Origin of the sequence: Calidithermus roseus (assembly GCF_003574095.1) — a bacterium.
In the GTDB taxonomy this organism is placed as follows: Bacteria; Deinococcota; Deinococci; order Deinococcales; family Thermaceae; genus Calidithermus; species Calidithermus roseus.
The window spans coordinates 20633-44554 of sequence record NZ_QWLA01000002.1; the positions used below are offsets into that span (position 1 = coordinate 20633).

Annotated in this window: 23 protein-coding genes; 3 read left to right on the forward strand and 20 right to left on the reverse strand. The window is 66.6% G+C overall.

Annotated features, from left to right (window positions below; translation table 11 throughout):
• Positions 1–42: 42 nt before the first annotated feature.
• Entirely contained in the window at positions 43–342 is a 300-nt protein-coding gene (locus Mrose_RS00830; protein ID WP_119275545.1) for a hypothetical protein, read from the forward strand.
• A 115-nt stretch (positions 343–457) separates the two neighbouring features.
• On the opposite strand, the gene Mrose_RS00835 is transcribed toward Mrose_RS00830, so the two are convergent.
• From Mrose_RS00835 to Mrose_RS00875, 9 genes are all read right to left on the reverse strand, one after another.
• Entirely contained in the window at positions 458–1285 is an 828-nt protein-coding gene (locus Mrose_RS00835) for a VOC family protein (protein ID WP_119275546.1), read from the reverse strand.
• Positions 1282–1926, reverse strand: coding sequence for a flavin reductase family protein (locus tag Mrose_RS00840; RefSeq protein WP_119275547.1), 645 nt, complete (start codon positions 1924–1926; stop codon positions 1282–1284). The genes Mrose_RS00835 and Mrose_RS00840 overlap by 4 nt, the downstream gene beginning before the upstream one ends.
• A 145-nt stretch (positions 1927–2071) precedes the next feature.
• A complete protein-coding gene (locus tag Mrose_RS00845; protein WP_119275548.1) occupies positions 2072–2692 on the reverse strand; it encodes an alpha/beta hydrolase in 621 nt (206 codons plus the stop codon).
• Complete coding sequence (locus tag Mrose_RS00850) at positions 2689–3642, reverse strand: ring-cleaving dioxygenase (protein WP_119275549.1); 954 nt, start codon at positions 3640–3642, stop codon at positions 2689–2691. Before Mrose_RS00850 ends, Mrose_RS00845 begins: the two co-directional genes overlap by 4 nt.
• Positions 3639–4586 (reverse strand): ring-cleaving dioxygenase, encoded by a 948-nt coding sequence (locus Mrose_RS00855; protein ID WP_119275550.1) that lies wholly within the window; start codon positions 4584–4586, stop codon positions 3639–3641. The genes Mrose_RS00850 and Mrose_RS00855 overlap by 4 nt, the downstream gene beginning before the upstream one ends.
• A gap of 71 nt (positions 4587–4657) precedes the next feature.
• Positions 4658–4945, reverse strand: coding sequence for a glutaredoxin family protein (locus Mrose_RS00860; RefSeq protein ID WP_119275551.1), 288 nt, complete (start codon positions 4943–4945; stop codon positions 4658–4660).
• The gene (locus Mrose_RS00865) at positions 4938–5387 is read right to left on the reverse strand and encodes a (4Fe-4S)-binding protein (RefSeq protein ID WP_119275552.1); all 450 of its coding nucleotides are present in this window, start codon (positions 5385–5387) and stop codon (positions 4938–4940) included. Before Mrose_RS00865 ends, Mrose_RS00860 begins: the two co-directional genes overlap by 8 nt.
• Positions 5388–5697: 310 nt before the next feature.
• Positions 5698–6888 carry a beta-galactosidase gene (locus Mrose_RS00870; protein WP_119275553.1) on the reverse strand — a complete coding sequence of 397 codons (1191 nt, stop codon included), beginning with the start codon at positions 6886–6888 and terminating at the stop codon, positions 5698–5700.
• A gap of 115 nt (positions 6889–7003) precedes the next feature.
• Positions 7004–7540: a YceI family protein gene (locus tag Mrose_RS00875; RefSeq protein WP_119275554.1), complete on the reverse strand. Its 537-nt coding sequence runs from the start codon at positions 7538–7540 to the stop codon at positions 7004–7006.
• A gap of 122 nt (positions 7541–7662) precedes the next feature.
• On the opposite strand from Mrose_RS00875, the gene Mrose_RS00880 reads away from it, so the two are divergent.
• Positions 7663–8004 carry a winged helix-turn-helix transcriptional regulator gene (locus Mrose_RS00880; RefSeq protein WP_119275555.1) on the forward strand — a complete coding sequence of 114 codons (342 nt, stop codon included), beginning with the start codon at positions 7663–7665 and terminating at the stop codon, positions 8002–8004.
• Between the two features lie 99 nt (positions 8005–8103).
• On the forward strand, positions 8104–8409 hold the full coding sequence (locus tag Mrose_RS00885) for a winged helix-turn-helix transcriptional regulator (protein WP_119275556.1): 306 nt from the start codon (positions 8104–8106) through the stop codon (positions 8407–8409).
• A gap of 37 nt (positions 8410–8446) precedes the next feature.
• Here Mrose_RS00885 and Mrose_RS00890 read toward each other — a convergent pair whose 3' ends face one another.
• The 11 genes from Mrose_RS00890 to Mrose_RS00940 form a co-directional block, all read right to left on the reverse strand.
• Positions 8447–8863 carry a cupin domain-containing protein gene (locus Mrose_RS00890; protein ID WP_119275557.1) on the reverse strand — a complete coding sequence of 139 codons (417 nt, stop codon included), beginning with the start codon at positions 8861–8863 and terminating at the stop codon, positions 8447–8449.
• 76 nt (positions 8864–8939) lie between these two features.
• Positions 8940–11375 carry a S8 family peptidase gene (locus tag Mrose_RS00895; protein ID WP_220452266.1) on the reverse strand — a complete coding sequence of 812 codons (2436 nt, stop codon included), beginning with the start codon at positions 11373–11375 and terminating at the stop codon, positions 8940–8942.
• 23 nt (positions 11376–11398) lie between these two features.
• Complete coding sequence (locus Mrose_RS00900) at positions 11399–13021, reverse strand: Ig-like domain-containing domain (protein ID WP_119275559.1); 1623 nt, start codon at positions 13019–13021, stop codon at positions 11399–11401.
• Positions 13022–13032: 11 nt separating this feature from the next.
• Positions 13033–13410 carry a hypothetical protein gene (locus tag Mrose_RS00905; RefSeq protein ID WP_147371542.1) on the reverse strand — a complete coding sequence of 126 codons (378 nt, stop codon included), beginning with the start codon at positions 13408–13410 and terminating at the stop codon, positions 13033–13035.
• Between the two features lie 272 nt (positions 13411–13682).
• Positions 13683–16790 (reverse strand): AAA family ATPase, encoded by a 3108-nt coding sequence (locus tag Mrose_RS00910; RefSeq protein ID WP_119275561.1) that lies wholly within the window; start codon positions 16788–16790, stop codon positions 13683–13685.
• A 113-nt stretch (positions 16791–16903) separates the two neighbouring features.
• Positions 16904–18541, reverse strand: a complete 1638-nt coding sequence (gene groL / locus Mrose_RS00915; RefSeq protein ID WP_119275562.1) for a chaperonin GroEL — start codon at positions 18539–18541, stop codon at positions 16904–16906.
• 102 nt (positions 18542–18643) lie between these two features.
• Positions 18644–18940 carry a co-chaperone GroES gene (groES, locus tag Mrose_RS00920; RefSeq protein ID WP_018467234.1) on the reverse strand — a complete coding sequence of 99 codons (297 nt, stop codon included), beginning with the start codon at positions 18938–18940 and terminating at the stop codon, positions 18644–18646.
• Between the two features lie 134 nt (positions 18941–19074).
• A complete protein-coding gene (locus Mrose_RS00925) occupies positions 19075–19878 on the reverse strand; it encodes an RNA methyltransferase (RefSeq protein ID WP_119275563.1) in 804 nt (267 codons plus the stop codon).
• Positions 19879–19881: 3 nt separating this feature from the next.
• Positions 19882–20712, reverse strand: a complete 831-nt coding sequence (locus Mrose_RS00930) for an acetate and sugar kinases/Hsc70/actin family protein (RefSeq protein WP_119275564.1) — start codon at positions 20710–20712, stop codon at positions 19882–19884.
• A gap of 24 nt (positions 20713–20736) precedes the next feature.
• Entirely contained in the window at positions 20737–21582 is an 846-nt protein-coding gene (locus tag Mrose_RS00935; protein WP_119275565.1) for an SDR family oxidoreductase, read from the reverse strand.
• Between the two features lie 4 nt (positions 21583–21586).
• Positions 21587–23905, reverse strand: coding sequence for a bifunctional acetate--CoA ligase family protein/GNAT family N-acetyltransferase (locus tag Mrose_RS00940; RefSeq protein WP_119275566.1), 2319 nt, complete (start codon positions 23903–23905; stop codon positions 21587–21589).
• Positions 23906–23922: the final 17 nt, after the last annotated feature.

Here is a 23922-nt window from a genome sequence, read left to right on the forward strand (position 1 = left end):
CGGCAGGGGGGTTTAGGCTCAGAATGTAGCAGGAGGTTACCCATGCCCCTGAGCGAAGCTCGTCAACGCGTGGACCTGGCTTATTCGGTGTTCCGACGCTGCGTGGAGCAGGAAGCCGCCGAGTACGGTGAGCAGTATGACGAGGTGCGCCGCATGGAAGACGAGGCTCCGGCCCCTGACCCCTGCGTCCAGCTGTTCAACGAGCTGGTGGAAGCCTGCTTGGACTACGAGAGCCTGGGCGGAGACCGCGACGAACTCGAGCTAGGCGAGTACCGTGACCAGGTTTACCGGCGTCTGGAGGAACTGGGCCGCTGGGAAGAGGAGGGGGGGCCCTCGAGTTAGGGAGCGTACCTCGTACGCGAAACGCCAAACGCAAAACGCGAGTGGCCATCGGCCATCGGCTCGCCCTTTGCCTCGAGCCTTCGGGGTGGAGGGATGGGACCCCTCAGCCGTCTGTTCAACCGACCCGCACTCGAGCCCCGTTGGGATCGGTCAGGGTCAGGCTGCTGAGGCGTTCTTTTTTCGCAGGCTCGAGCCAGAGGGTGTACTCGAGCAACCCCGTGGACTCCGCAGGAGCGGTGCGACCCCTGGCCCAGAGGTTGATGCCGACGTGATGGTGATAGCCGTCGGCGGCCAGGAAGCGCGCGCCGGGGTAGTCGCCCTGCGTGACCTCCATGCCGAACTGCCGGAAGAAGTGCTCGGCCTCGTCGAGGTCGGCGACGTGCAGGTGGATGTGGCCTAGAGTGGTCTCGGGGTCGAGGGGGGTGCCGTGGGGTCGATCCCCTATCGGGACAGCCTGCGGCTGTGCACCGGGCGGAGCTTCGGCGAGCAGGTCTTCCAGGTCCAGCCGCTTCGTCACCATCGCCAGCTTGCTGCCCTGGAAGGGCCACTGCCCGCGGGGGCGGTCGCGGTAGAGCTCGAGGCCGTTGCCCTCGGGGTCGGCTAGGTACAGGGCTTCAGAGACCCCGTGGTCGGAGGCGCCCTGGAAGTTGGGGTAGCGCGCCTCGAGCAGCCGCCGGAAAACCCTGGCCAGCGCTTTGCGCTCGGGCAGCAGCAGGGCGAAGTGGTACAGCCCCAGCGTGGGCTGTGGGCGCAGGGGAGCCGAGGGCTCGTGGACGAGGGTGAGGGCGAACTTCCGCCCGGCGGGAGAAAGGATGGTGCGGTTGCCTTCCGAGTGGGTGATCTCGAGCCCCAGCAGGTCGCGGTAGAAGGCCAGTTGTCGCTCGAGGTCGCGCACGCGCAGGGTGAGCCCGGTCAGGGCCAGGGTGGGGGTCTGGGGGTTCATGGGGTTTTCTCCATTTGCCTGGCCTGCCACTCCTCGAGGCTGATGCGCGGCATCTCGAAGATCTCGCGGGTGCGGGTGTAGCCGCCCCGCCCGTGCATCCGCCCGATGAGCTGGAGGGCTTCGGTTTTGATGTGGAGCTTGTGCGCGTCGGCTACGAACTCATCGTGCACGAAGGCCTGGAGCACCTCACCGATGATCAGCCGGTTGTGCCCGATCTCGAGCACGCTGTGCAGCTTGCACTCGAAGCCCGCCGGGGCCTGGGCGATGCGGGGCACCGGGACGTGAACGGATGGGGCGAGCTCGAGCCCCGCGGCCTCCACCTCGCTCATGCCCTCGGGAAACTCGGTGGCGGTGAGGTTCATGGCCGGAGCCAGGGCCTCGCTGACCATGTGCACCACGAAGAACCCCCTGCGCTTGATATTGGCGGCGGTGTCCTTGGGCCGGGTTCGCTCGTGGTTGCCCACCGAGAGCACCAGCAAGCCGGGATCGGAGCCCATCGCGTTGAAAAAGCTGAAGGGGGCGGCGTTGACCGAGCCGTCGCGGTTGAGGGTGGTGACCCAGGCGATGGGCCGGGGCACCACCAGGGCGGTCAGGAGCTTGTAGCGTTCCTGGGGTTTGAGTTGGGCGAAGTCGAATTCCATGGCAGTAGCCTATCGTGGGGGTTGTCTAAGCCGTCGACGAAGGGCAGAAGGCGGGTGGTGTGGTGTTGAAGGTCGAGGGTCTGTGGCTCGTGGTCATCAGCGCTCGGCGTTTTGCGTACGACCTCATGGCTATCGACCATCGGCATCAGGCCAAATGTCGTGCCAGCCAGTCCTGAGCCGCCTCGAGTTCCTCCGGGTGCAGTTCGTGCCCGCCATTCTGCCAGCGCAGCTCGACCTCGGCTCCGGCCTGCTCGAGCCGCCGCGCCAGGGCCTCGACGCGCTCGCCTGGGGCCCAGGGGTCGCGCCGGCCCGCGGCCAGGAAGGCCGCCTTGCCCTGGAGGTTGGGGAGGGTGGGGGGCTCGAGGGGGAGCAGCGGGCGCAGCAGCACGCCCCCGGCCAGTGCCTGGGGGTGCAGCAGCATCAGCGCGGCGGCCATGTTGGCCCCGTTGGAGTAGCCCAGGGCATAGACCCGGCCAGGGTCGAAGCCGTAGCGCTCGGCGGCGTCTTTCACGAAACGGGCGAGGTCGGCGGCCTGGGCCTTGAGGTCGGCCTCGTCGAACACGCCCATCGCCAGCCGCCGGAAGAAGCGCGCAGCGCCGTTCTCGAGCACCTTCCCGCGGGGCGAGAGCAGCTTGGCGGTGGGGGAGAGCTCGCGGGCCAGCCCGATGAGGTCGTGCTCGTTGCCTCCGGTGCCGTGCAGCAACAGCAGGGTAGCTTGTGAACTGCCCGGCTCGAAGCGGTGGACGAAGCCCAACTCGGCGGTCACGGTTGCACCTCGGCGGTGGGCAGGCGCAGCTCAGGCAGGACGGCCTCGATGCGTGGACGCTGGGGCTCGAGCCACGGCGGAAGCACCAGCTTCTCGCCCAGGCGGGCGGGTTCCTCGTCCACGGCGAAGCCGGGGCCGTCGGTGGCGAGCTCGAACAGCGCCCCGCCCGGCTCGTTGAAGTAGACCGACTTGAACCAGAAGCGGTCGATCTGCGGCGTGGCCCGCATCCCGGCGGCCTCGATGCGGGCGCGCACGGCCATCTCGTGGGCGGTGTCGTCCACCCGCCAGGCCAGGTGGTGGATGCTGCCGCGGCCCCAGCGGCCCTGCGGCAGGTTGGGCAGCTCCTTGATGTCGAGGAAGTTGCCCGAGCCACCGCCCTTCACTACGAAGCGGTTCCAGCCCTTCTCCTGGCCCGCGGGCTCGAAGCCCAGCGCCCGGTTCAGGAATTGCGCGGTGGGGTAGAGCTCGCGCTCCCACAGCCGCGCGCCGTGCAGGCCCATGACCTGCTTGTCCTCGGGGACGGGGCTGTGCTCCCAGGGGGTGAAGGGGCGGGGGCCGGTTTCCACCAACGCCAGCTCGAGGCCGTCGGGGTCCTGGAAGGGTAGGGCCCGCTCCCCGAAGCGCACCTCGGCTTCGCCCAGCTTGACCCCGTAGCGCTGCAAACGCTCGGCCCAGAACTCCAAGCTGCCCTGTGGCACGGCGAGCTGCACCTCGACGGCTAGGCCGGTGCCCTTGCGCGGGGCGGCCAGGTTCTCCCAGGGGAAGAAGGTGAGGTCGGTGCCGGGCCGCCCTTCGGCGTCGGCGTAGAAGAGGTGGTAGGTGCCGGGGTCGTCCTGGTTGACGCTCTTCTTCACCAGCCGCATCCCCAGAACCCCGGTGTAGAAGTCGAGGTTGCGCTGGGCCTTGGTGGCCATCGCGGTGACGTGGTGCAGGCCGTTCACCCCGCTCATGCCCGCACCTCCGCGCCCGGGTGGGCGATTTTGGGCAGGGCCAGTTCGATCTGGGCACGGCTGGCCTCGAGCCACGGCGGCAGCTTGAGGCTGCTGCCCAGCGCCTCGAAGGGCTCGTCGGCGGTGAAGCCGGGGATGTCGGTGGCGACCTCGAAGAGCACGCCGCCGGGCTCGCGGAAGTAGACCGAGCGGAAGTACTGCCGCTCCCGCACCTCGGTCACGCGCAGCCCCAGGCCCAGCAGCTTCTCGCGCAGCGCGATTTGGGCCGCGTCGTCGGGGACGCGGAAGGCGACGTGATGAACCGTGCCCACCCCGTCCCGCGCGGCCAAGAACCCTCCCGCCTCCCGCACCTCCACCGCGCCGAACCCGCCCTCGGGCACCATCACGGTGACGTTCTCACGCTGCGTCTTCACGCGGTAGCCCATGGCCTCGAGCGTCCGCACGCTCGGCCTGGCCCTGAGCACCCACATCTGCGCGGCGTAGACGCCCCGGACCGCGTGCTCGGCGGGGACCGGCATCGCCTCCCAGGCGGTGGCCTCGGGCGCGTGGGGGGTGGCGACGAGCTCGAGCTGCAGCCCGTCGGGGTCCTTGAACGCCACGACCTGAGCGCCTTCCCGCTCGAAGGGGCCGCTGTACGCCACGCCCTTCTCCATCAAGCGGTGCAGCCAGTAGCCCAGCGAGCTTTGGGGGATCGCCAGGGAGACCACCCCCACCTGATGCACGCCCGCCCGTCCGGGCGCGGCCTGCGGCCAGGGGAAGAAGGTCAGGATGGTGCCGGGCCGGCCCAGCCCGTCGCCGTAGTAGAAGTGGTAGGTGCCGGGGTCGTCGAAGTTGACGGTGAGCTTGACCAGGCGCAGTCCCAGCACCCCGGCGTAGAAGTCCAGGTTCTTCTGGGGGTCGCCCGCCATCGCGGTGATGTGGTGAATTCCGGTGACGTTTTCCATTGCACGTCCTCCTCGAGTGCAACCTCACCAATGATGTTAAATATAGTGCTATAAAAAATCAAGCATGATGGTCAGCTTATCGTGAAGCCGTAGCGCTGCAGGGCTTCCTGCAACTCCGCCAGGCGCGGGTTTTTCAGCGTGCGGGCGTCGTCGCCGGGTTTCCAGTGGCCCTCGAGTTCCCCCACCGCCACCATCGGGAACTTGAGCTTGCCGCCGTTCATGGCCCGCACGGCCTGCTCGGCCTCGGGGTCGCGCTCCACGTCGTGCAGCTCGAAGGGGATGCCGCTCTGCTGGAGGTACTTGCGAAACCCCAGCGTCAGCGGGCACCACTCGGTCCCGTAGACGAGCACCCTAGCCATCGCGCCCCACCTCGAGCGCTGCCCCCTCGGCCTCGAAGCCGGTCTCGAGGTGACTGTTGTCGCAGAAGGGCTTGTTCTTGGAGGCCCCGCAGCGGCACAGCGCGGCGCGGGTGCCGCGGAAAATCACCTCCCCGTCAGGGGTCTTGAACTCGAGGGCCCCCCGCACATACACCGGCCCGTTCGGGATGAAGCGCAGGCTGATCCCCTGCGGCACGGCCTCGCCGGGCCCGCCGTCCAGCCGCACGTACTGGAGCGCCCCGCTAGGGCAGCGCCCGATCACCTCGGCGATCCGGTCGGGCGTGGCGTGCTGCGGCTGAACCCAGGGCCGCTCCCCGCGCCTGAACACCTCCGGCAGGCCCCGCACGCACTCCTGAGCGTGGATGCACAGGCGCGGGGCGTAGTACACCACGATTCCCTCGGCGGGATACTGGCGCTGATCCATGCCTGAGTCTATGCCGCCTCCGGGCAGGGCCATTGGAATGTGGCGAACGCTCTCGAGGGGGTGTCAGCCTTCAGCGGTCAGCGAGAGGCCAGTGGCCTGTGGCCGATAGTTTGTCGAGGGCCAAGGGTCGAGGGTCGAGGGCCAGGGCGTCTCGCGTCTTGCGTTTGGCGTTTTGCGTCTGACGTACGACGTAGGACGTACGACGCGCGTCCGGCGTTTGGCTCTCAGCCATCAGCTATCGACCATCGACTATCGGCTATCGGCTATCGACTATCGACTATCGACTATCGACTATCGACTATCCGCTCTCCTACGGCACTACCCGGAAAATACGCCCGTCCCCCGGCCCTAGCCGGATGGCCTCGCCCAGCGCGTAGACCCGCCCGCTCAGGAGGTCGCGCAGCCGCGCCGCTCTGGCGGAGATCACGGCGATGTCCCTGCTGCGCTGCACGTCGCGGTTGACCACCACCACGTACTCTTCCGGGTTGTTGCCGCGGCGAAGGGTGCTCACGTAGTGGTGGGGGTCGGTGGGGTGGGCAAGGAACTCACCCTCGACGCGCTCGAGCCCCGCCAGCAGCCCCTTGATGGGCTGGATGCGCTCGGAGAAGTTCCCGACCTCCTCGAGGAGCTGGGGGTTGTCGCCCAGGCCGCGCCAGGTCTGGAAGCTCGACCAGTGGAAGTAAAAGATGCCGTCGGCGCCTTCGCCCAGGGCCATCCAGTTCATCGCGCGCAGCTCGGCGCGGCTGGGCTCGCGCAGCTTGTAGCCCTCCCAGTCGGTGCCGTGGGTCTGCAGCAGCACCCACAGGGGGCGGCCCTCGAGGTAGCGGCTGTAGCTGCGGATGTAATCCACGAAGTCCAGGCTGCTGAAGAAGCCCCGCATGGTGAAGTCGCCGGGCTTGCTCTCGCGGGTGAAGGGATAGACGTCGATGAGCACCACGCTGGGCTGACACTCGCGCACTAGCCGCTGTCGCCCTGGATCGGTGCCGATGAACACACCCGTCACCGCCCGCTCGGGGTCGGCTTGCTGGAAGGCCTGGGTGATCCTGCACACCCGGCTTATGAGTTCGGGCCCTGGCTCGTCGTAGAGCACGTATCCCAGCAGGCTTTTTTCGCCTTTCACTGCGCCCACGATTTCCTCTGCGGCCTTGCGGGCCTGCTCCGGGGTGTCGGGGAAGGTCTTTTCGCCATCTCCCCACCAGCTACGGTCGAGCTCGTAAGCCGGGGCGAAGAGCAGCTTGATGCCGGCCCCTTCGGCCACGCGGAAGAGCTCTTTGTCCTTGCTGTGCATCTGCACGATGGCCGCGTTCATCTTGCGCGCCCCCAGCATCTGCGCCATGCGCTTCATGCCGGTGGCTCCGTCCAGCGCTACCGTGCTGGCGAAGACCCCCATCAGGAAAGTGTTGCGATAGCTGGGGACAGCATCGGCGGCGCGGCTTTCCTGGCTTCCCAGCAGCAGTCCTACCAGCGACAATCCCAGTTGAAGGCGGGTGAGATATTTCATTTGGGCAGGCTCCTAGGATTCACCATACACAGCCAAATGAGCCCAACGTTCGGCCAGAAACACAATGGCCTCCCAGCACGCTGAGAGGCTCGTGTATGAATGCGGGGAAGAATTATTAGCTGGCCTGAACCGCAGCGGGAACTACCGCCTCGACCTCGATGTTGAACTTGACCTCCTCGCCTACGAGCAGATGGCCCATCTCGAGCACCTGGTTCCAGGTCAGGCCCCAGTCCTTGCGGTTGAGCTTGCCCTCGGCGCTGGCGCCCACGCGGGTCAGGCCCCACGGATCCTTCACGACGGGGGTAACTTCGGCCTCGAGGGTCACCGGCTTGGTCACGTCGCGGATGGTGAGGTCGCCCAGGATGCGGTAGCGGTTGGAGCCCAGCGCTTCGATCGTCGTGCTGGTGAAGCGGATCTCGGGGTACTGCTCGGCGTTGAAGAAGTCGGCGGCGCGCAGGTGCCCGTCGCGCTGGGGATCGCCAGTCTCGATGCTGCTGGCGTCAATGACCGCGTCGATGTGGCTGGGCCGGCCCTGCTCATCGGCCTCGACGCTGCCGCGCACTTGCTTGAACTGGCCGCGGACGGTGAAGATGCCCATGTGCTTGATGGCAAAAGCTACGGTGGTGTGGCTGGGATCCAGGTTCCATTGCATATTCGTTCTCCTCGTACCGGCGAATCGTATGCTTCATCGCCTGAACCGGATCGTAATGTAGAGTGCTATGATTTGTCAAGCGATTGGATCAACAAAGCAAAGTGTGTTATGCTAAATCGACTATGGCCAACCTATCTCACGATCACGGCGATCACGCCTTTTGCCCTGTGCACGAGGCGATCAACATCTTGCAGGAGAAGTGGACCCTGCACATCATCCGCAACCTCCTCGATGGCCCCAAGGGTTTCAACGAGCTCTCGCGGGCGGTGGGCGGGTGTAACCCGGCGACCCTGGCCCAGCGGGTGGAGAAGCTGGTAGGGCTGGGCATCCTCGAGAAGACCGTCCACTCCACCATGCCCCCCCGCACCAGCTACGCCCTGACCGAGGCCGGTCAGGCCCTTCAGGAGGTGGTCGAAGCCATCGACCGTTGGAGCAGGCGATTCCTCAAGGAACCGGTTGCCTGATCCTGGTTCAGATTGCTCCTGCTTCACTCATTTTATAACTTCCTACGCTTTGTAGGGATTCGTACAACAGTTGAAGCGTAGCGGGTGTAGCTTGATCTCATGCTAAAATCTGCCGAGCGCCCTGTGGAGCAACTGCTCGAGCTGATGGGGCACAAGGGGGTTTTCACCATCCTGCGCAGTTTGCAGAACGGCCCATTGCGCTTTGGCGTATTGCAACAGCTCACCAACCTCCCTCCCCGCACCCTCTCCTTGCGCCTGAAAGAACTCGAGGAGCTGCGCTTGATCAGCCGCACCGAGTACAACGAGGTTCCACCCCGTGTGGACTATGCCCTCACCGAGCGTGGCCGGGGCCTCGAGCCCGCGCTCGAGGCCCTGGCCGCCTGGGAGGAGAAATCCCTTCGCTGAGCCTGCAGTAGCTTTGTACTCTGGCGAACAGGCTACTTTACCGGTTGACCCACTCCGTCTTGCCCGGATCGAAGGGCGGCTGGGCGAAGTCTACGAAGGTGAGTTCCTCGCCCCCGGCCTTGATGCTGTGCGTTATACCCTTGGGGATGTGGACAACTATGCCCCCTTTGAGGGGGATGGTCATCTCTCCGTGGACTAGCGTCCCGCGACCGCTGACGATGTAGAGCACGTGATCTCCATCCGGATGCCTGTGCAGCTTGATCTCGTCCTTGACTGCAAAGGCGCTGACGGAGAAGGTAGGGGTCTTGATCATCACTCGATTGTTAAACCCCTGCCGCTGCTCAGCCTTCTTGACCTCCTCGCTGAACTCGAAGGTGTAGCTCTGGGTCTGGGCGAGGATCAACCCCGCGACCAGGACCATTCCCAGTAAGACCGCTATCCATTTCCTTTTCATCGTCGATCCCTTCTTTCAAGCAACCCAGATTCCTAAAACCTCACAGATGCCTCTCACACGTCGAATATCACCCCTTTCAGCAAATCCGCAGCACCTTGATGACGATGAAGTCGGAGCCCTCGTTGTTCTGCGGGTCTTTGGCCTTGAGCCGCAGGCGCAGGGTGTCGCTGACCTCGCAGGTGTTGTAGGGGATGCTGTCGGTGGGCTTCCAGTCGCCATTGGGCGCGGGGGTGACGGGGTAGGTGTTGGTGCCCTGCCCGGTATTCGGGTCGTAGCCCGTGGTCACGTCCCAGGTCAGCGTGACCGCCCCGCCCTCGGGATCGCTGGCGCTCCCGGAGAGCTTGACCACCTGGTCGGGCCCGATGGTGATGCCGTTCTGGGGGCTGGTGATGTTAACCACGGGCGGCAGGTTGGCGGGCGGGTCAATCACGCTGATGTTCACGGAGGCGCTGCCGCTGCCGCCGTGGGAGTCGGTGCCGGTGAGGGTGAGGGTGCGGTCGCCATTGGAGGCGAAGCCCACCGAAAGGTCACAGCCTGTGCCCAGGGTGGTGCTTCCGTCTTTCCAGACCATGCTGGAACAGGCGAGCTGGTAGCCGGGCTCGTTGGGATCGTAGCTCACCCCGCGCAGGGTGTAGTTCACGCCCCGGAAGAACTGTTGTCCGCTATAGGGGGAGCTGATGGCGACGGTGGGCGGGGTGTTGACCACGTTGACGCTGACGCTGACTGACGAAGTGGCCCCGCCGCTATCGGTGGCGGTGGCGGTAATGGTGCGGGGGCCCAAGGTGGTGAAGGTGTAATCGACGGTCCGCCCACTGCCTAAAGAGCCCTCCACGCTCGAACTCCAGGTGACGGTGCAGCAGGGGAAGGGATCTTCAAAATCGGTGACGGCGGCCTCGAGCCTCGATTCCATCCCTACCTGCACACTCCCCCCGCTGGGGGAGATGATCTGCACGTTGGGCGGGATGTTTCCCAGAACCTGCTGCACCGCGGCCAGGGCGTTGACGTACTTCTTGACTTTGGGATCGGGGCTGGTGTGGGCCGTGTCCTTCAGGATGTCCTCGACCTCGCCCGCGCTCAAGGAGGGCTTGGCCGCCCAGATCAGGGCCGCAACCCCGGCGGCGAAGGGCGAGGAGAAGCTGGTGCCGCTGATTTTTCTGGCGTAATTGGCGGGGTTGTCCGGGTCGGGGCCCACCCAAAGGGTGAAGGGCGCGAAGATCTCCACGTCCTGGTCGCTGTCACCGCCATCATCGGAGCTGTAGTTGGAGCCGGAGGCGCGGTTCTTGGAGTCCCAGGCCAGCCCACCCACGCAGATCACCCCACCGCTCTCGCAGGGGACCCACCAGGTCTCCTCCCAACAGACGATGAAGCAATCCTCGGCCTCGACGTTCTTGCCGTCGTTGCCCGCCGAGGCGAAGAGTAGGGCTCCGCTGAGCCGGATGGCGCGGGTGGCGGCCTCGAGGGGCAGCGCCGTCCAGGCCAGCGCCGCCGGGACCGGCGCGCTGAAGCTCATGTTGATGATCCTGGCCCCGGCGATACGGGCCTGGGTAAGGGCTCCGATCACGGTGAAGTAGTCGTAGGAGGTAAACACCAGCACCAAATCGGCCACCGGCCCGGCGGAACCGGCGGCCCCGTAGCTGTTATCCGGCAGACCTGCGGCGGCATGGGCCACCGCCGTGCCGTGCCAGGGGCAGGGGTTCCCGCCCGAGCAGGAGAGCAGATTCTCGGTTCCGATGGGATTGACCAAGGGCACGTTGGAGAGGGCTATCCAGCCAGAGGGAAAGTCGTTGTTGGGCTGGAAACCCATGTCCAGAATGGCGATCTTGACCTTGTTGCCCAGCTTTCCAGCCAGCTCCAGCGCCCGCCAGGCCTCGGCCACCCCGATGTCCTGGGTGCCGCCGATTTTCAGGTGCGGCCAGTTGAAGGCGTTGATGGTGTAGGCGGTGCCACTGATGCTGTCCCCGGCGGGGGCCTCCGCCGTGGCCTTATCGGTAAAAAGGTCTCCCTTGCTGACCCAGTTCACCCCGATGGCGAGTCCGCCGACCTGCTCCTGAGCGGCAGCGGCCAGCAGCTTGTGGGCGGCGGCGCTCGAGACCAAGAGCGCCCCCCGGCTGTCCTTGTCCAGAGCACGCAGGTTGGCCGAGAGCTTGGAGGTGTCGGCGGTGTCGGCGCGCACGCGCACCAAATACTGTTTGCTCACCCCACTCAAGCCCGCGGTGGCGGGGTCAAAGGTCTTCAGGACGCTCCCCTGCCAGCGGGCGAGGAAGGCGCCCAGGGCGGCGCTGTCGTCGGTGGCGATGACCAACTCGTTCTCCACGAAGTCGGCCTGGTTGCCCTTGGCGTCGCGGATGCTCGCCAGGGGGCGGGGCACGCCGTCCTCGAGGCCGGGCAGCGTCGGCACGCTGGGCCTCACGGTGGGGTCCACGCTGACGGTGGGTGGGGGAAGCTGCGGGGGTGGTTGCTGGCAGGCCGACGCGATGACCACGATCAAAATTGTCAGAAAAGGCTTATGCATCATCGTTTCTCCTTAGACAAGATCTAGCGACCGATAACCATCTCGGTCACGAATGAGCCGCTGACCTCTTCAGGAAGAGGCAGCCCGATAACCCGACCGGCGGATTGCTCCCGCGCGGCGGTGCTGATCTTCCAGGTGACGGTCTTGCCGTAGCCGTAGGCAGCGCTGGGAGTAAAGGTCACCTGGGTGCTGTCGGAACTCCAGCTGAGGGTCCCCGAAACACTGCTGCCCCCCACTTTGACCTCCAGCGCTCCCTGCACGCTGTCTTGGTCCATGGCCTCGGTGAAGGTGAAGGTGATGGGGGCGGTGACCGAGACATTGAACGCGCCGTCGCGGGGGCTGACGTTCTTGAGGCGCGGGTTGAAGTTGCCGGTGGCGAAGCTGAACTGATGGGGTGCGGCCAGCGCGTTGCCCGCGGTGTCCTTAGCCCCGCTTCCGAGGGTGATGGTGTAGGTGGTGAACTGCTGGAAGGTGGTATTGCAGGTGGCTACGTTCCCATCCCAGACCCAGCTGCACGCCAGGGCAGGCTGGCTGAGGAATGCAGCCTGCACCGACTGCTGGTCCATGGCCTCGCTGAATTCCAACACGATGCGGCCACGGTGGGTTTCCGGAGAAATAAGCGCAGCTGTAGAGGTCACCTTGGGTGGGGTGGTATCTGGCGTGGCCTGCAGCGAGAAAGCCACCTTGTTCGGCCCGGAGAGGGGGTTGCCCCCCTTGTCCTTGGCCGAGATCACCAGCACGTGGGTCTTGCCGCTTTGGAGCTGGTCGGTGGGGGTGAACTGCACCTGGGTGTCGTTCTCGCTCCAGGTGGGGGTGCCGAAATTCACTGCCACCGGCGCGTCGCAGCTCGCGCTTGCGGGGGGGTCGGTGCTCACGCACATCCCGATCTCCACGGAGTTTTTGTCCATCGGCTCGGAGAAGGTGAAGCGCAGGAGGGGCACGAAGGCTAAGCCAGTGGCTCCGTTGGCCGGCTCCGAGGAGAGCAGGGTGGGGGGCACCATGTCTTTGGGGGCCACTGAGGCGACGCTGGATTTCGCCGAGCGGTTGCCGCTGGTGTCCTGTGCGTCTAGCGCGTAAAAATAGGTCTTGCCGTTCTCGAGCCCCGTCACCTTGGCCAGGGTGGCCGGCTTTTCGACGAACAGGATGGGCAGCAGTGCGTCGGCGGCGGTGCCCACGTAGAGGGTGTAGCCGGCTAGGTCGGGCTCGAGGTTGGGGTTCCACTCCACGAAGAACTCACCGTCGCCCGCCGTAGCCTTGACCCCGGTGGGGGTGGCTGGGGGGGTGCTGTCCAGAGGGGGAACGGTCTGGAAGGTGATGGTCTTGTTCCCTGAGAGCGCGTTTGCGGCCAGGTCTTTGGCCTCGATGTCGAGGTTGTAGCTGGTTGCAGCCTGCCAGCCACCGGGTGGGCTGAACACAGCCGTTTTCGCATCGTTCCAGGTGACCGGACCCAGCGTGATGGCCGGGCTGGATGTCACACCCAGCGTCTCGGGTTTGATGGCCTCGGAGAAGGTGAGTACCAGCTTGGCGTCGAGGGCCACACCGGTTGCCCCGTTGGCGGGAAGGCTCGAGGCGATGGTGGGCGGGATGGTATCGGCGCTCTGGCAGGCGGCCAGGGCCAGCAGCACGAAAATGGGTCTGAGCTTCATGCAATTCTCCCTCAGGTTGAACCGGCGGAGAGGGCCCCGAGGCGGACCAGCCAGACCCGCTCGGCCCCCGAGAAGTCCCGCTCATCGGGGTCGGGCACGTCCATCTCTAGCAGCAGGCCCCGGCCCTCGAGCGAGGCCCGGAAGATGGCGATGGCGGCGGGCTCGCCGGGCTCCTGCAGAAGCCCTCGGATGGCTCCGCCGTGCTCAGGGGTGACCCCGCGCACCTCCAGGCGCTCATCTCCGCTGTTGAAGTACCCGTGCAGCTTTCCTTGCGGATCCAGTTTCAGCTCGAGGGTGCAGTCCACCCCGCCTATCTGCCCCCCATAGATGCCCAACCAATCCGCCGCAAAGCCGTGGCTGACTTCACCTGACGAAACCGGCTTATCCATGGCCGCTCTCCTTCCCCTGCATTCCTCCAAACCCCGGTTCACCTCGGGGTCTAGTCTGGGGGAGGCCTGGTCAAAAGTCGGTCAAAAATGCGTCGATGGTCGATGCCTATGGGGCCGTACGTCGTACGCAAGACGCTAAATGCTTGTTCCCTTAAACAAGGGGGCAAGGAGGGATAAGGCGAGCTGCTTGCGGGGAGGACTCCTCCCCGTGAGCTACAAGCCTCTCGTCTTTGGCTTTTGACTATCGACTATTGGCTATTGGCGACCATGGCTCAGGCTGGAGGGGCTGTCTGGAGGAAAGCCTCGAGCCCCGGTAAGACCTCGCCCACTTCCAAAAAGCGCTCCTGGGCCTCTTTGTACAGCCGGGTGGCGGCCTTGGGGCTTCCGCAGCGCCGGACGGCTTGCAGGCTGAGTTGCAAGAAGCCGGTGTCGTAGGGTTCCATCGCCAGCAGGATCTGGGCTAGCCGGGAGGCCTCTTTGGGCTCACTTTCCAGCAGGGCTCCGGCCTCGGCGTACAGGGCCTGGGTCAGGGCCTCGCGCACGCCGCCGTGCCAGCCTTCACAGAGGTGCTCGAGGTAGGGCCCGCGCCACAAGCGAGCATCCCCCCTCTGCAAGAACTCCTCGGCATCGGAGCGGATGGCTCCGAGGGCATAGCCGCTCGGGGTGCTCTGGATGGCTTCGGGGCCCAGGGTCATGCGGATGAGGTGAACCTGTTGCTTGAGCGTGGCCCTGGCCCTGACCTCCTCGGCTGCGGGGTAGAGTGCGTCCGCTAGCTCGAGCCCGCTCACCTCGGCCCTTCCGGCGATGCGGGCCTCGAGCAAGTAGCACAGCAGCTCCAGGCGCTTCTTGCCTCGGTAGGTGATGGGCTGGCCACCCTGCTCCAACTCCACCGGACCCAGCACTTTGAGGCAGAGCCCACTTTGGAGAGGGCTTTCGTGCCGTGCTTGGGACGGGCCGGCCAGCACTGGGAAGTAGCGCGAAGCCAGCCTGGCCAGCCCCAGCAACCCCTGGGAGACGAACCACTCGTAGCGTTTGCGCGCGTCCTCCAGATTGGCGGAGATACGGTCGGCTTCGAGGGCAAAGCGTTCGGCCAGTTTGCGCTCGTGCTGCTGGGCGGAAGCAGCCCGGATGGCCTCGAGGGCTTCGGCCAGACGCCCATTGGCCTCCAGGGCCAGGCCATAGGCAAAGTAGGCATCGGCCTGTTTTATGCCCTCGCCGGTGCACAAGGCCAGGCATTCCTGAGCGACCTCCAACGCTGCCGCAGGGTTGCCAGCCTGGCTGTGGGCGCGGCTCAGGTAGGCCAGACTCGAGGCCAGGAACTTCACGTCGCGGCTGGCTCGAGCCAGTCTGAGCGCGGACTGGGCATGCTTGAGCGCCAGGATGGGGCCGTGCGGCGGCTGCCAGGTCAGGTAGAGGCGAGCCAGCTTGAGGTGGCTCTCGGCCTGCCACTGAACCTGATGGTGCTGGTATAGCAAGCCCTGCGCTTCCAACAGCAGGGCTTCGGCCTGCTCGAATTCGCCCTCGTCGGCCAGCATGTCGGCTAGCCGCAGCTGCACTACTGCGTGGCGCATGGTTTCACCAGACTGCAGGGAGAGGATTCTGGCCTCTTGCAAGCAGGCTTTGGCCTGGCTGCGCAGCCCCAAAGCGCTATGGGTACTGGCGTGATTGATCAGACCTGAGATGGCGGCTTGTGCTGAGCCCATGGATTTGGCCAAGGCGATGAAGCGCTCCTCGCTTTTCAGCGCCTGGGCATGGCAGCCTCGATAGGTCTGGATCTGCCCTTGGAGGTTGAGCACCGCGAGTTGAATGGCTGGGGGTAGCGAATGGAGGCTAGGCAGTTCCTCCAGGATGTGCTGGGCTTCGTCGAGCTTGTTCAAGAAGGCCAGGCAGGACCCTACCTCGAGGCGGATTCGGGGCCTGGCCCTGGCCTGATAGCCAGGCTGCTGGTTCCACAGCTCGATGGCCTGTTGCCACCGGCCACCCTGGCCTAGGACGTAGATTTGGGTCTCCCACCAGCGAAGCGCGCCGTCCTCTGATCGAGGAAGCCGCCGCAGTGAGGCCTCGGCTTCGCGGATGTGCCCCTGTACCGCCAGCAACTCGGCCAGCAGCAGGACTGCCTCTGGGTTGGGCAAGGTGGCGGAAGCCGCGATTTCGGCCATCTGAATGGCTCGAGTGGGATTCATGGCCTTGAGAAGCTGGGCGGCTTCGAACGCTCGCCCGGCTTGCTCGAGGCTGCTGCTATACTTCACGGCCTCGGCCAGCCACCTGGCCTGGCCCGGCCTGTTCCCCCTGGCTTCTGCGCTTTGCGCGGCGGCCTCGAGCAAGCCGAGGGCTTCCTCGGGTTCCAGGTGGGCCATTTCGATGAAGCAGGCCGCCTCTTCAGGTTGCCCGGCCAGCGCCACCAGGGCCCGGCGGGCGTAGGCTTGTTTGCGCCAAGCGGGAATCTCTCGCTGAAGCACTTCCTGAATCAGCGGATGGGCAAAGCGACCCTGCTGCAAGACCCCCTTTTGGTTTAGAAGTCGCTGGATATGGCTCAGGGTTTGGCTATCCACATCTGCCACCCTGGACCACAGCGCCTCAAAAGCGTCGTCATGGAGCCTGCTGGGTAGTATGGCCCGTGCTTCCAGGGCGGCTTGCAGGTCCGGAGCCTCGACAAGGTCGGAGAGTACCCGGCCAATTAGCGCCTCCACGCTCACGGGAACGAAGTCATCCGAGGGTTTTCTCCAGTGCCAGTGTCGGCCATCCGACCAGAAGTAGCCCTGCCGGGAGAGGTAACGCCAGAACTCCAGTGTGAAGAGGGGGTTCCCCTTCGCACGGGAAAAGACCCACTCCAGGCCCTCCTGGGGCAGCTCATGTGCGGCTTCGGCCCGGAGCAACTGGTCCGACTCCGCCTGGCTCAAAGGCTCGAGGCGATACCCTTTGAAAGGCTCGAGGGGTTCGCTGCGGCTGGTGACCACAAGCCCGACCCCCCGCAAGCGCAGGACGACCTGAGCGAGCTTTTGAACCAGCTCGAGGCGCTCGGGGCTGGCCTCGTGGAGGTCCTCGAGGTGAAGCACGAAAGGGGCCAGGGCGCTCATGGTGGCCGCCAGGGTGTCCACCAGGGTCGCTAGCGGCACGTACTGGCTGTGCATGAGCCGCTGGCGCTGGGCCTCGCTCCAGGCAGGCCGCCTGGGAGGCCGGGGGAGGGAGAGGACCAAGGCCCTGTCGGGGAGGGTAGCGTGCAGGCTCAGGCTCTTGCAGGAAGTTTCTCGCAGCAGGGTCTGGGCAGTGAAGGTCTTGCCCACCCCAGGCTCACCCCACAACCACAACGCCCGACCTGGACGTCTGGAGAGCACGGCCTTGAGGTGCCGCCTGAGCTGGGTGATGATTTCCTGGCGCACGCTGCTCCCTACAACCGAGGCGCATTTATCGTACGAACCGTGACGTTACACCTGCGTTAACATCGTACCCCCTCTTCTCCACAGGAGAAGAGGGGGCCGGACGGTGAGGTTTTTTAGAAGTCCATGTCGCCGCCCATGCCGCCGGCGGGGGCAGCGGGGGCTTTCTTCTCTTCGGGCTTCTCGGCCACCACGGCCTCGGTGGTGAGGATCAGCGAGCCGATGGAAGCGGCGTTCTGCAGGGCGGTACGGGTGACCTTGGCGGGGTCGACGATGCCGTAGGCCATCATGTCGCCGTACTCGCCGGTAGCGGCGTTGAAGCCGTAGTTCTTCTCGTTCTTGCTGAGGAGTTGGTTGACCACCACGCTGCCCTCGTAGCCGGCGTTGGCCGCGATCTGGCGAGCGGGTTCTTCCAGGGCCCGCAGCACGATCTTGGCGCCGGTGGCCTCATCGCCCTCGAGCTGCTCGAGCAGCTTCTTCACAGCGGGCACGGTACGCAGCAGGGCCACACCGCCACCGGGCACGATGCCTTCCTCCACGGCGGCGCGGGCGGTGGAGAGGGCGTCCTCGTAGCGGTGCTTCTTCTCCTTCAGCTCGGTCTCGGTAGCCGCACCAACGCGGATGACCGCCACGCCACCGGCCAGCTTGGCCAGGCGCTCCTGGAGCTTCTCCTTGGCGTACTCGCTGTCGGAGGTCTCGAGCTCCTTCTTGATGCCGTTGATTCGGGCGTCGATGTCTTCCTTCTTGCCCTTGCCGCCCACCACGGTGGTCTCGTCCTTGGTGATGCGCACGCGCTCAGCGCGGCCCAGCATGGAGAGGGTGGCGTTCTCGAGCTTGAAGCCCAGCTCCTCGGAGATCACCGTGCCGCCGGTCACCGCGGCGAGGTCCTTGAGCATCTCCTTGCGGCGGTCACCGAAGCCCGGAGCCTTCACGGCAGCGACGTTGAGGGTGCCACGCAGCTTGTTGACCACCAGCGTAGCCAGGGCCTCGCCCTCGACGTCCTCGGCGATGACCAGCAGGGGCTTGCCGGTCTGGGCCACCTGCTCGAGCACGGGCAGCAGCTCGCGCACGTTGGTGATCTTCTTCTCGGTGATCAGGATGTAAGGATCATCGAGGCTGGCCTCCATGGTGTCGGGGTTGTTGACGAAGTAGGGCGAGATGTAGCCCTTGTCGAACTGGTACCCCTCCACGAAGTCCAGCTCGGTGTCGAGGCTCTTGGACTCCTCGACGGTGATCACGCCGTCGCGGCCCACTTTCTCCATGGCATCGGCGATGAGGTTGCCGATCTCTTCGTCGTTGTTGGCCGACACGGCGGCTACCTCGAAAATGGCCTTGCGGTCGTTGACCGGTTCAGCCATCTCCCGAATGGCCTTGACCGCCACGTCCACGGCCTTGTTGATGCCGCGCTGCAGGGCCAGCGGGTTGGCTCCGGCAGCCACGTTCCTCAGACCCTCGCGCACGATGGCCTGGCCCAGCACGGTGGCGGTGGTGGTGCCGTCACCGGTGATGTCGTTGGTCTTGGAGGCGATCTCGATGAGGAGCTTGGCCCCGATGTTTTCCAGGTGGTCTTCGAGCTCGATTTCCTTGGCTACGGACACGCCGTCTTTGGTGATGGTGGGGGAGCCAAACTTCTTCTCCAGCACCACGTTGCGGCCACGGGGGCCCAGGGTCACTTTCACGGCGTTAGCCACGGTGTTAGCCCCGCGCTCGAGGGCGCGGCGGGCAGCCTCGTCGAAAACAAGCATTTTAGCCATATCAAAGCTCCTTTCAGTCGTGTCGAACAGCGTCTGGGTCAGGTGTCAAGAGCTAGCTCTGTTGTCTTTGGCTCTCGGTTCTGGCCCCTTGACCTCGACGGTTTAGATCACAGCCAGCAGGTCGCGCTCGGAGAGGATGATGTACTCCTCGCCGTCGATCTCGATCTCGGTGCCACCGTACTTGGCGAAAACCACGGTGTCGCCTTCCTTAACCTCCAGGGGCACCTTGGTGCCGTTGTCCAGCACGCGGCCCGAGCCCACGGCGATCACCTTGCCCTTCTGGGGCTTTTCCTTGGCGGTGTCAGGGAGCAGGATGCCGCCCTTGGTGGTGGCCTGTTCTTCGATGCGCTGGACCACAACACGGTCGCCCAGAGGCTTGAGTGCGGTTTTGGTCGCCATGATTCCTCCTTTGACAGTTATGGGTTTAGAGTGTCAACCCGAGATCACAGTATTAGCTTTGGATCAGCCGCTTGTCAAGGGTCAAGGCTATGAACTTGAGTGTGAGATAGTCAAGTTTGTGAATGTATGGATATTCACATACCGCGGCCCCGCCGCTGGCGCAGGGCTTCGTAAAGCAGCAGGGCTGCCGATACCGACACGTTGAGGCTGTCGGCCTGGCCCTGCATGGGTATGCGCACGGCGAGCTGGGCGGCCTCGAGCCACTGGGGACCCAGGCCTTCGTGCTCGGGGCCTACGGCGATGGCCACCGGGCCGCGCAGGTCCACGTCCCAGTACAGCCGCTGGGCGTGGGGGGTGGCGGCGACGAGGACGAGGCCTCGAGCCTTCAACCAGGCCAGCACCTCGCCTTCCGGGGCGGCCACCGTGGGTAGGCCGAACACCACCCCGGTGCTGTTGCGGATCACCTGCGGGCCGTAGAGGTCCACGCCCCCCACCGCGATCACCGCGTGGGCGCCGGCGGCATCGGCGCAGCGGAGGATGGCTCCGAGGTTGCCCGGTTTTTCCAGCCCCACACCCACGAGCACCAGGGGGTCGGGTGGGAGGGTGAGGTCGGCCAGGGAGCGGCGCGGCAGGCGGGCTACGGCAATGAGGCCGGCGGGGTTCTCGCGGCTGGAGAGCTTCTTGAGCGGGGCCTCGGCCAGGGCGAGGCCCCTGAGGCCCTCGGCGCGGGCCAGGGTGCGGTAGAGCGCTTCCTCGTCGGGGTGCAGCGGGCCATCGCGCACCAGGATCAGCTCGAGCTCCACGCCCGCCCGCATGGCCCGCTCGATCTCGCGGGCTCCTTCGATCAGAAACCTGCCCTCCCGCTCACGCTCCTTGCGCTCCAGCAGCCGCGATAGGGCCTTGATGCGGGGGTTGGCGGTGCTGGTGATGACTTCCATGCCTCACCCTCGAGTCTCGCCGGCGCTCAGGGCTGCTCCCAGCGCGGTGGCCCAGCCGCCATGAGGGGGGATGAGGGGCCGGGGTTCGACCAGGTAGAACTGCCAGACCCGCTCCAGGGCCTGCCGCAAGGGCTCGAGGTCGGGTAGGTGGCCCACGATCACGATGTGCTCGAGCCCAGTGGCCCTGGCCGCGTTGAGCGCGATCACCCCGATCACCTGCCCCACGATGGTGAAGAGCCCGGCGGCAATGTCCTCCCGGCTGGGGGGGTGCTCCAGCTCGGCCACCCTGCCGAAGTTCACGGCGGTGGCTGAAGCCGGTAGGTGCCCGATTCCTCCACCAATGGCGTCGGCCAGGGTGGAGTCCACGCCACCGGAGTCGCCGGCCCCGGCCAGGCGGGCGACCTCGAGCGGGTCGGCAGTGCCGATGAGCAGCCGGGAGAGGCCCAGCAGCGTGCCACCCCCGACCGCGCTGCCGGTGACGTGCTCGAACTTCCCGTCGCGGGCGGCGATCATGGCGGTGCCGGTGCCTGCCGAGACCACCAGGGCCTGCCCCAACTGGGCCAGCGCCAGCCCTCCCCGCCCGATGGCCTCGGCCTCGCCGACCTTGTGCACCCGGACCCCCTCGACATAGTCGGGCAGGTTGCGGTGCAGGCCGCCGGTGGTGGCGATGGCCGAGAGCCGGGAGGGCTCGAGGTTTTGTGCGGCCAGGACTTGCTGGAGCACTTCCAGCCGCGCAGGCCCGGTGTGGCGCAGGGTCCAGCGGCGCACCATGCGCTCCCCTTCGACCAGCACCGCGTCGGTGTTGGTCAGGCCGAAGTCGATGCCGAGTTTCATGGGCCTGAGCTTACCGCATCGGCCTCACGTCCGCAGAGCCAGCGCCTCGCGCACGCCGCGCAGCCGCGTATGCAGCAGGCTTCGGGCCAGGGTGCAATCGAGGGCGGTGTTGCGGGCCCTGGGGCCGGGAAAGTCGAGGACGGAGCCTGAGGGCAGGGAAGCGGGGTCGAGGCCTCGGGCCTCGAGCAGCAGGCGACCGAACTCGAGCCGGCTCAGCACCTCGGGACCAGCCACGTGCAGGACGCCCTCCCTGGGGTACTGGGCCAGCTCGAGCAGGGCTGCGGCGAGGTCTTCCACCGCTACAGGGCTGCGAAACTCGTCATGGAACAGCACCCCTTGGGCCTCGCCGCGCAGCAGGCGCAGGGCGAAGAGGGTGTGCTTGTCGGGGGGCTCGGGGCGCAGGCCGTAGATCAGCGAGGTGCGCACCACCAGGCTGCCCTCGCGCTCGAGCACCTGCTGCTCGGCCTCTAGCTTGGCCCGGCCGTAGTCGCTCAAGGGGTTGGGTGGGTCGTCCTCGCGGTAGGGGCGGCCTGCCTGCCCGTCGAAGACCAGGTCGGTGGATAGCTGGATCAGCCGGGCGCTCAGGCGATGGGTCACTGCCGCTAGATGGCCGGGGGCCTGGGCGCTCAGCGGCCAGAGATCGGGGCCGGACTGCGCGTAAGCGGTGTTGATCACGGCGTCCGGGCGCAAAGACTCCAGCGCTGCCCGCGTCGCCTCCGCGTCGCGCAGGTCGAGCCGGACCCAGGTGGCCGGGTAGGGCAGGGGAGGCCGGGTGTGGTGGCTGGCCGCCACCTCCCAGCCAAGGGCCAGCGCCTGCCGCACCAGCTCCTGGCCCAGGTAGCCCGTGCCCCCGGTGACGAAGAGCCGCACGGCTTCAGGATAGCGGTTGGAGTTCGACCTTCGCCCGGGTGACGCGGTAACCCTCGAGGCCGGCCCTGAGCTCGAGCCCGACCCCGTGCAAGGCGGGCAGCTCCTCGACCATCTGCGAGACCCGCAGCAGCAACTCCTGCAAAGCGGCCACGTCAGCCTTGCCCTCCAGCGCCCGCAGCATCTCCGAGGCGTCCTGGTCGGAGAGGGGGGTGATGCGCACGGCCAGCAGTTGTGGTCCCAGCGGCAAATCGCTCAGGCTCAGGGAGATCACCGGCCCGAAAAGCTCGTCGTGGCGCACCTCGAGCTCCAGCGCCAGCCCTTCGGCCTGGGGGGCCTGGGGGATGGCGAAAAGCTCCAGCAGGCGCTGGGTTTCTTCCGCCGTGAGTTCTCCCTGGCGGCCCTGCAACAGGGCGCGGGCGGCTTCGAGGTCGGGCCCGAAGTCGGGGAACTCGCCGGTGGGGCGGCTCTTCCAGCGGGCATAGGCCACCGTGAGGCCCAGGGCTCGCGCCGCCGACTCGGGAAATCGGTACACCGGCACCTGCTCCTTGCCCACCCGGAAGAGCACCCGGCTGGCGGTCATGAAGCAGGCCAGCACAGTCTTGGCGCTGCCGGCCTGGCGGGCTTCGAGCAGGGCCTGGCGCAGGGCTTCGGCCACCGCGAGCGGCTCGGAGAAGCCCATGGGCACGAAGAGGGCCACGGCGCTGTCGTACTGTGGGTCTTGCAGCACCTGGCGGGCGGTCTGGCCGAACTCCTCGGGTCCGGCCACCGAGCCCAGGTCGTGGTGGGTGACCTCGAGGCCCGTGGTTCGCAGGGCCTCGACGGCCAGGGTGCCGGGGCCGCTGGCGTTGGAGACTAAGGCCACGTGATGGCGGCCATCCTCCCGCACCGCAGGCGCGGGCTGGTGGGCCAGCAGCGCGGCGGCGTCGAACATCTCCTCCAGGCTCTCCGCCCGCAGCACCCCGGCCTGGGCGAAGAGGGCTTCGACTACGGGGTCGCGCCCCGGTCGCACCACCACGATGGGCTTCTTGCGCCCCACCCGCCGCGCCAGCCGGGCGAAGCGGCGGGGGTTGCCGAAGGACTCGAGGTACAGCAGGATCAGCCCGGTCTGGGGGTCGTCCTCCCAGAACTGCAGCAGGTCGTTGCTGGAGACGTCGGCCTTGGCCCCCAGGCTCACGAAGCTGGACAGGCCCAGCCCCATCTCGCGGGCGTACTCGAGCACCGCCAGCCCCAGCGAGCCGCTTTGCGAGGAGAGGGCGATGTTGCCGTGCTCGGGCATGGGGGTGAGGCCCGCGGCCAGCCGCACTTCGGGGTGGGTGTGGATGAGGCCCAGCGAGCCCGGCCCCACCAGCCGCATCCCGTAGCGGCGGCAAACCTCCACCAGCGCGAGGGTGGTGGAGCGCTCGAGGCGGATGGTGAGCACCACCAGTGCTCGCACCCCGCGTTGCCCGCAGGCCTCGGCGGCGGCCACCACCTGGTCGGGGGGGGTGGTGAGGATGGCCAGGTCCACGGGTCCGGGAATGGCCTTGACCGAGGGATAGGCCAGGATCGAGCCCACCACCAGCACTTCCCCTGCCGCGGGGGAAGCCGCCGGGTTGACCGGGTAGACCGGTCCGGCGAAGCGGTTCCTGACCAGGTTTTCCAGCACCCGGTAGCCCACGCTCTGGGGGTCGCGGCTGGCCCCCACCACCGCTACCCCGCGGGGCCGGAAGAAGGGGTAGAGCGAGGCCAGGGTGGCGACCTGGTCGCGCCACTCGAAACGAGCCACGGTCTCGGCGCTGGGCTCGAGTTCGAAGGTGACCTCCACCTCCCCGGCCTCGTTCTCGGTGTGGACCTCGAAGCCGCTGCTACGGAAGACGTCGAGCATCTGCCGGTTTTCCAGCAGGGTGAAGGCGTGAAAGCGCCGGATGCCCCGGCGGGCGGCGATGAGGGCCAGGCGCTCCAAGAGCAGCGTCCCCAGGCCCTTGCCCTGGTACCAGTCGTCCACCAGGAAGGCCACCTCGGCGCTGTCGGCCCCTGGCCCCTCCGGCACGAACTCCCCGGTGGCGATGATGCGCTGGGGGTCACCTGAAAGCACGATCAGGGTGAAGCGCTCCTCGCCGGGCTTCTGCTTGAGCAGCAAATCCACGGCGGCCTCGGGGCTGATCTCGGAGAAAAAGCGGTACTGCCGGGCCTGGGGGGAGAGGCGGCTGAGAAAGTCCAGGAACAGGCCCCGGTCGGCGGGCGTGGCCTGGCGCAAAAAGGCGGTGCGGCCATCCTTGAGGATCACCGGCCCCGACTCGAGGCCGTGCTGCGGCGTGGGTGCTGGGTAGTAGCGGTCGGGCATGGGGTCCTCCTCCGGTG

Coding starts and splice junctions, on each gene's coding strand:
- Mrose_RS00865 (WP_119275552.1), bottom strand. CDS start 5,387: ATGGATCAGCGCCAGTATCCCGCCGAGGGAATCGTGGTGTACTACGCC.
- Mrose_RS00925 (WP_119275563.1), bottom strand. CDS start 19,878: ATGGAAGTCATCACCAGCACCGCCAACCCCCGCATCAAGGCCCTATCG.
- Mrose_RS00885 (WP_119275556.1), top strand. CDS start 8,104: ATGCTAAAATCTGCCGAGCGCCCTGTGGAGCAACTGCTCGAGCTGATG.
- Mrose_RS00880 (WP_119275555.1), top strand. CDS start 7,663: ATGGCCAACCTATCTCACGATCACGGCGATCACGCCTTTTGCCCTGTG.
- Mrose_RS00870 (WP_119275553.1), bottom strand. CDS start 6,888: ATGAAATATCTCACCCGCCTTCAACTGGGATTGTCGCTGGTAGGACTG.
- Mrose_RS00930 (WP_119275564.1), bottom strand. CDS start 20,712: ATGAAACTCGGCATCGACTTCGGCCTGACCAACACCGACGCGGTGCTG.
- Mrose_RS00895 (WP_220452266.1), bottom strand. CDS start 11,375: ATGCATAAGCCTTTTCTGACAATTTTGATCGTGGTCATCGCGTCGGCC.
- Mrose_RS00850 (WP_119275549.1), bottom strand. CDS start 3,642: ATGAGCGGGGTGAACGGCCTGCACCACGTCACCGCGATGGCCACCAAG.
- Mrose_RS00875 (WP_119275554.1), bottom strand. CDS start 7,540: ATGCAATGGAACCTGGATCCCAGCCACACCACCGTAGCTTTTGCCATC.
- Mrose_RS00900 (WP_119275559.1), bottom strand. CDS start 13,021: ATGAAGCTCAGACCCATTTTCGTGCTGCTGGCCCTGGCCGCCTGCCAG.
- Mrose_RS00855 (WP_119275550.1), bottom strand. CDS start 4,586: ATGGAAAACGTCACCGGAATTCACCACATCACCGCGATGGCGGGCGAC.
- Mrose_RS00940 (WP_119275566.1), bottom strand. CDS start 23,905: ATGCCCGACCGCTACTACCCAGCACCCACGCCGCAGCACGGCCTCGAG.
- groL (WP_119275562.1), bottom strand. CDS start 18,541: ATGGCTAAAATGCTTGTTTTCGACGAGGCTGCCCGCCGCGCCCTCGAG.
- Mrose_RS00860 (WP_119275551.1), bottom strand. CDS start 4,945: ATGGCTAGGGTGCTCGTCTACGGGACCGAGTGGTGCCCGCTGACGCTG.
- groES (WP_018467234.1), bottom strand. CDS start 18,940: ATGGCGACCAAAACCGCACTCAAGCCTCTGGGCGACCGTGTTGTGGTC.
- Mrose_RS00840 (WP_119275547.1), bottom strand. CDS start 1,926: ATGGAATTCGACTTCGCCCAACTCAAACCCCAGGAACGCTACAAGCTC.
- Mrose_RS00890 (WP_119275557.1), bottom strand. CDS start 8,863: ATGAAAAGGAAATGGATAGCGGTCTTACTGGGAATGGTCCTGGTCGCG.
- Mrose_RS00835 (WP_119275546.1), bottom strand. CDS start 1,285: ATGAACCCCCAGACCCCCACCCTGGCCCTGACCGGGCTCACCCTGCGC.
- Mrose_RS00905 (WP_147371542.1), bottom strand. CDS start 13,410: ATGGATAAGCCGGTTTCGTCAGGTGAAGTCAGCCACGGCTTTGCGGCG.
- Mrose_RS00830 (WP_119275545.1), top strand. CDS start 43: ATGCCCCTGAGCGAAGCTCGTCAACGCGTGGACCTGGCTTATTCGGTG.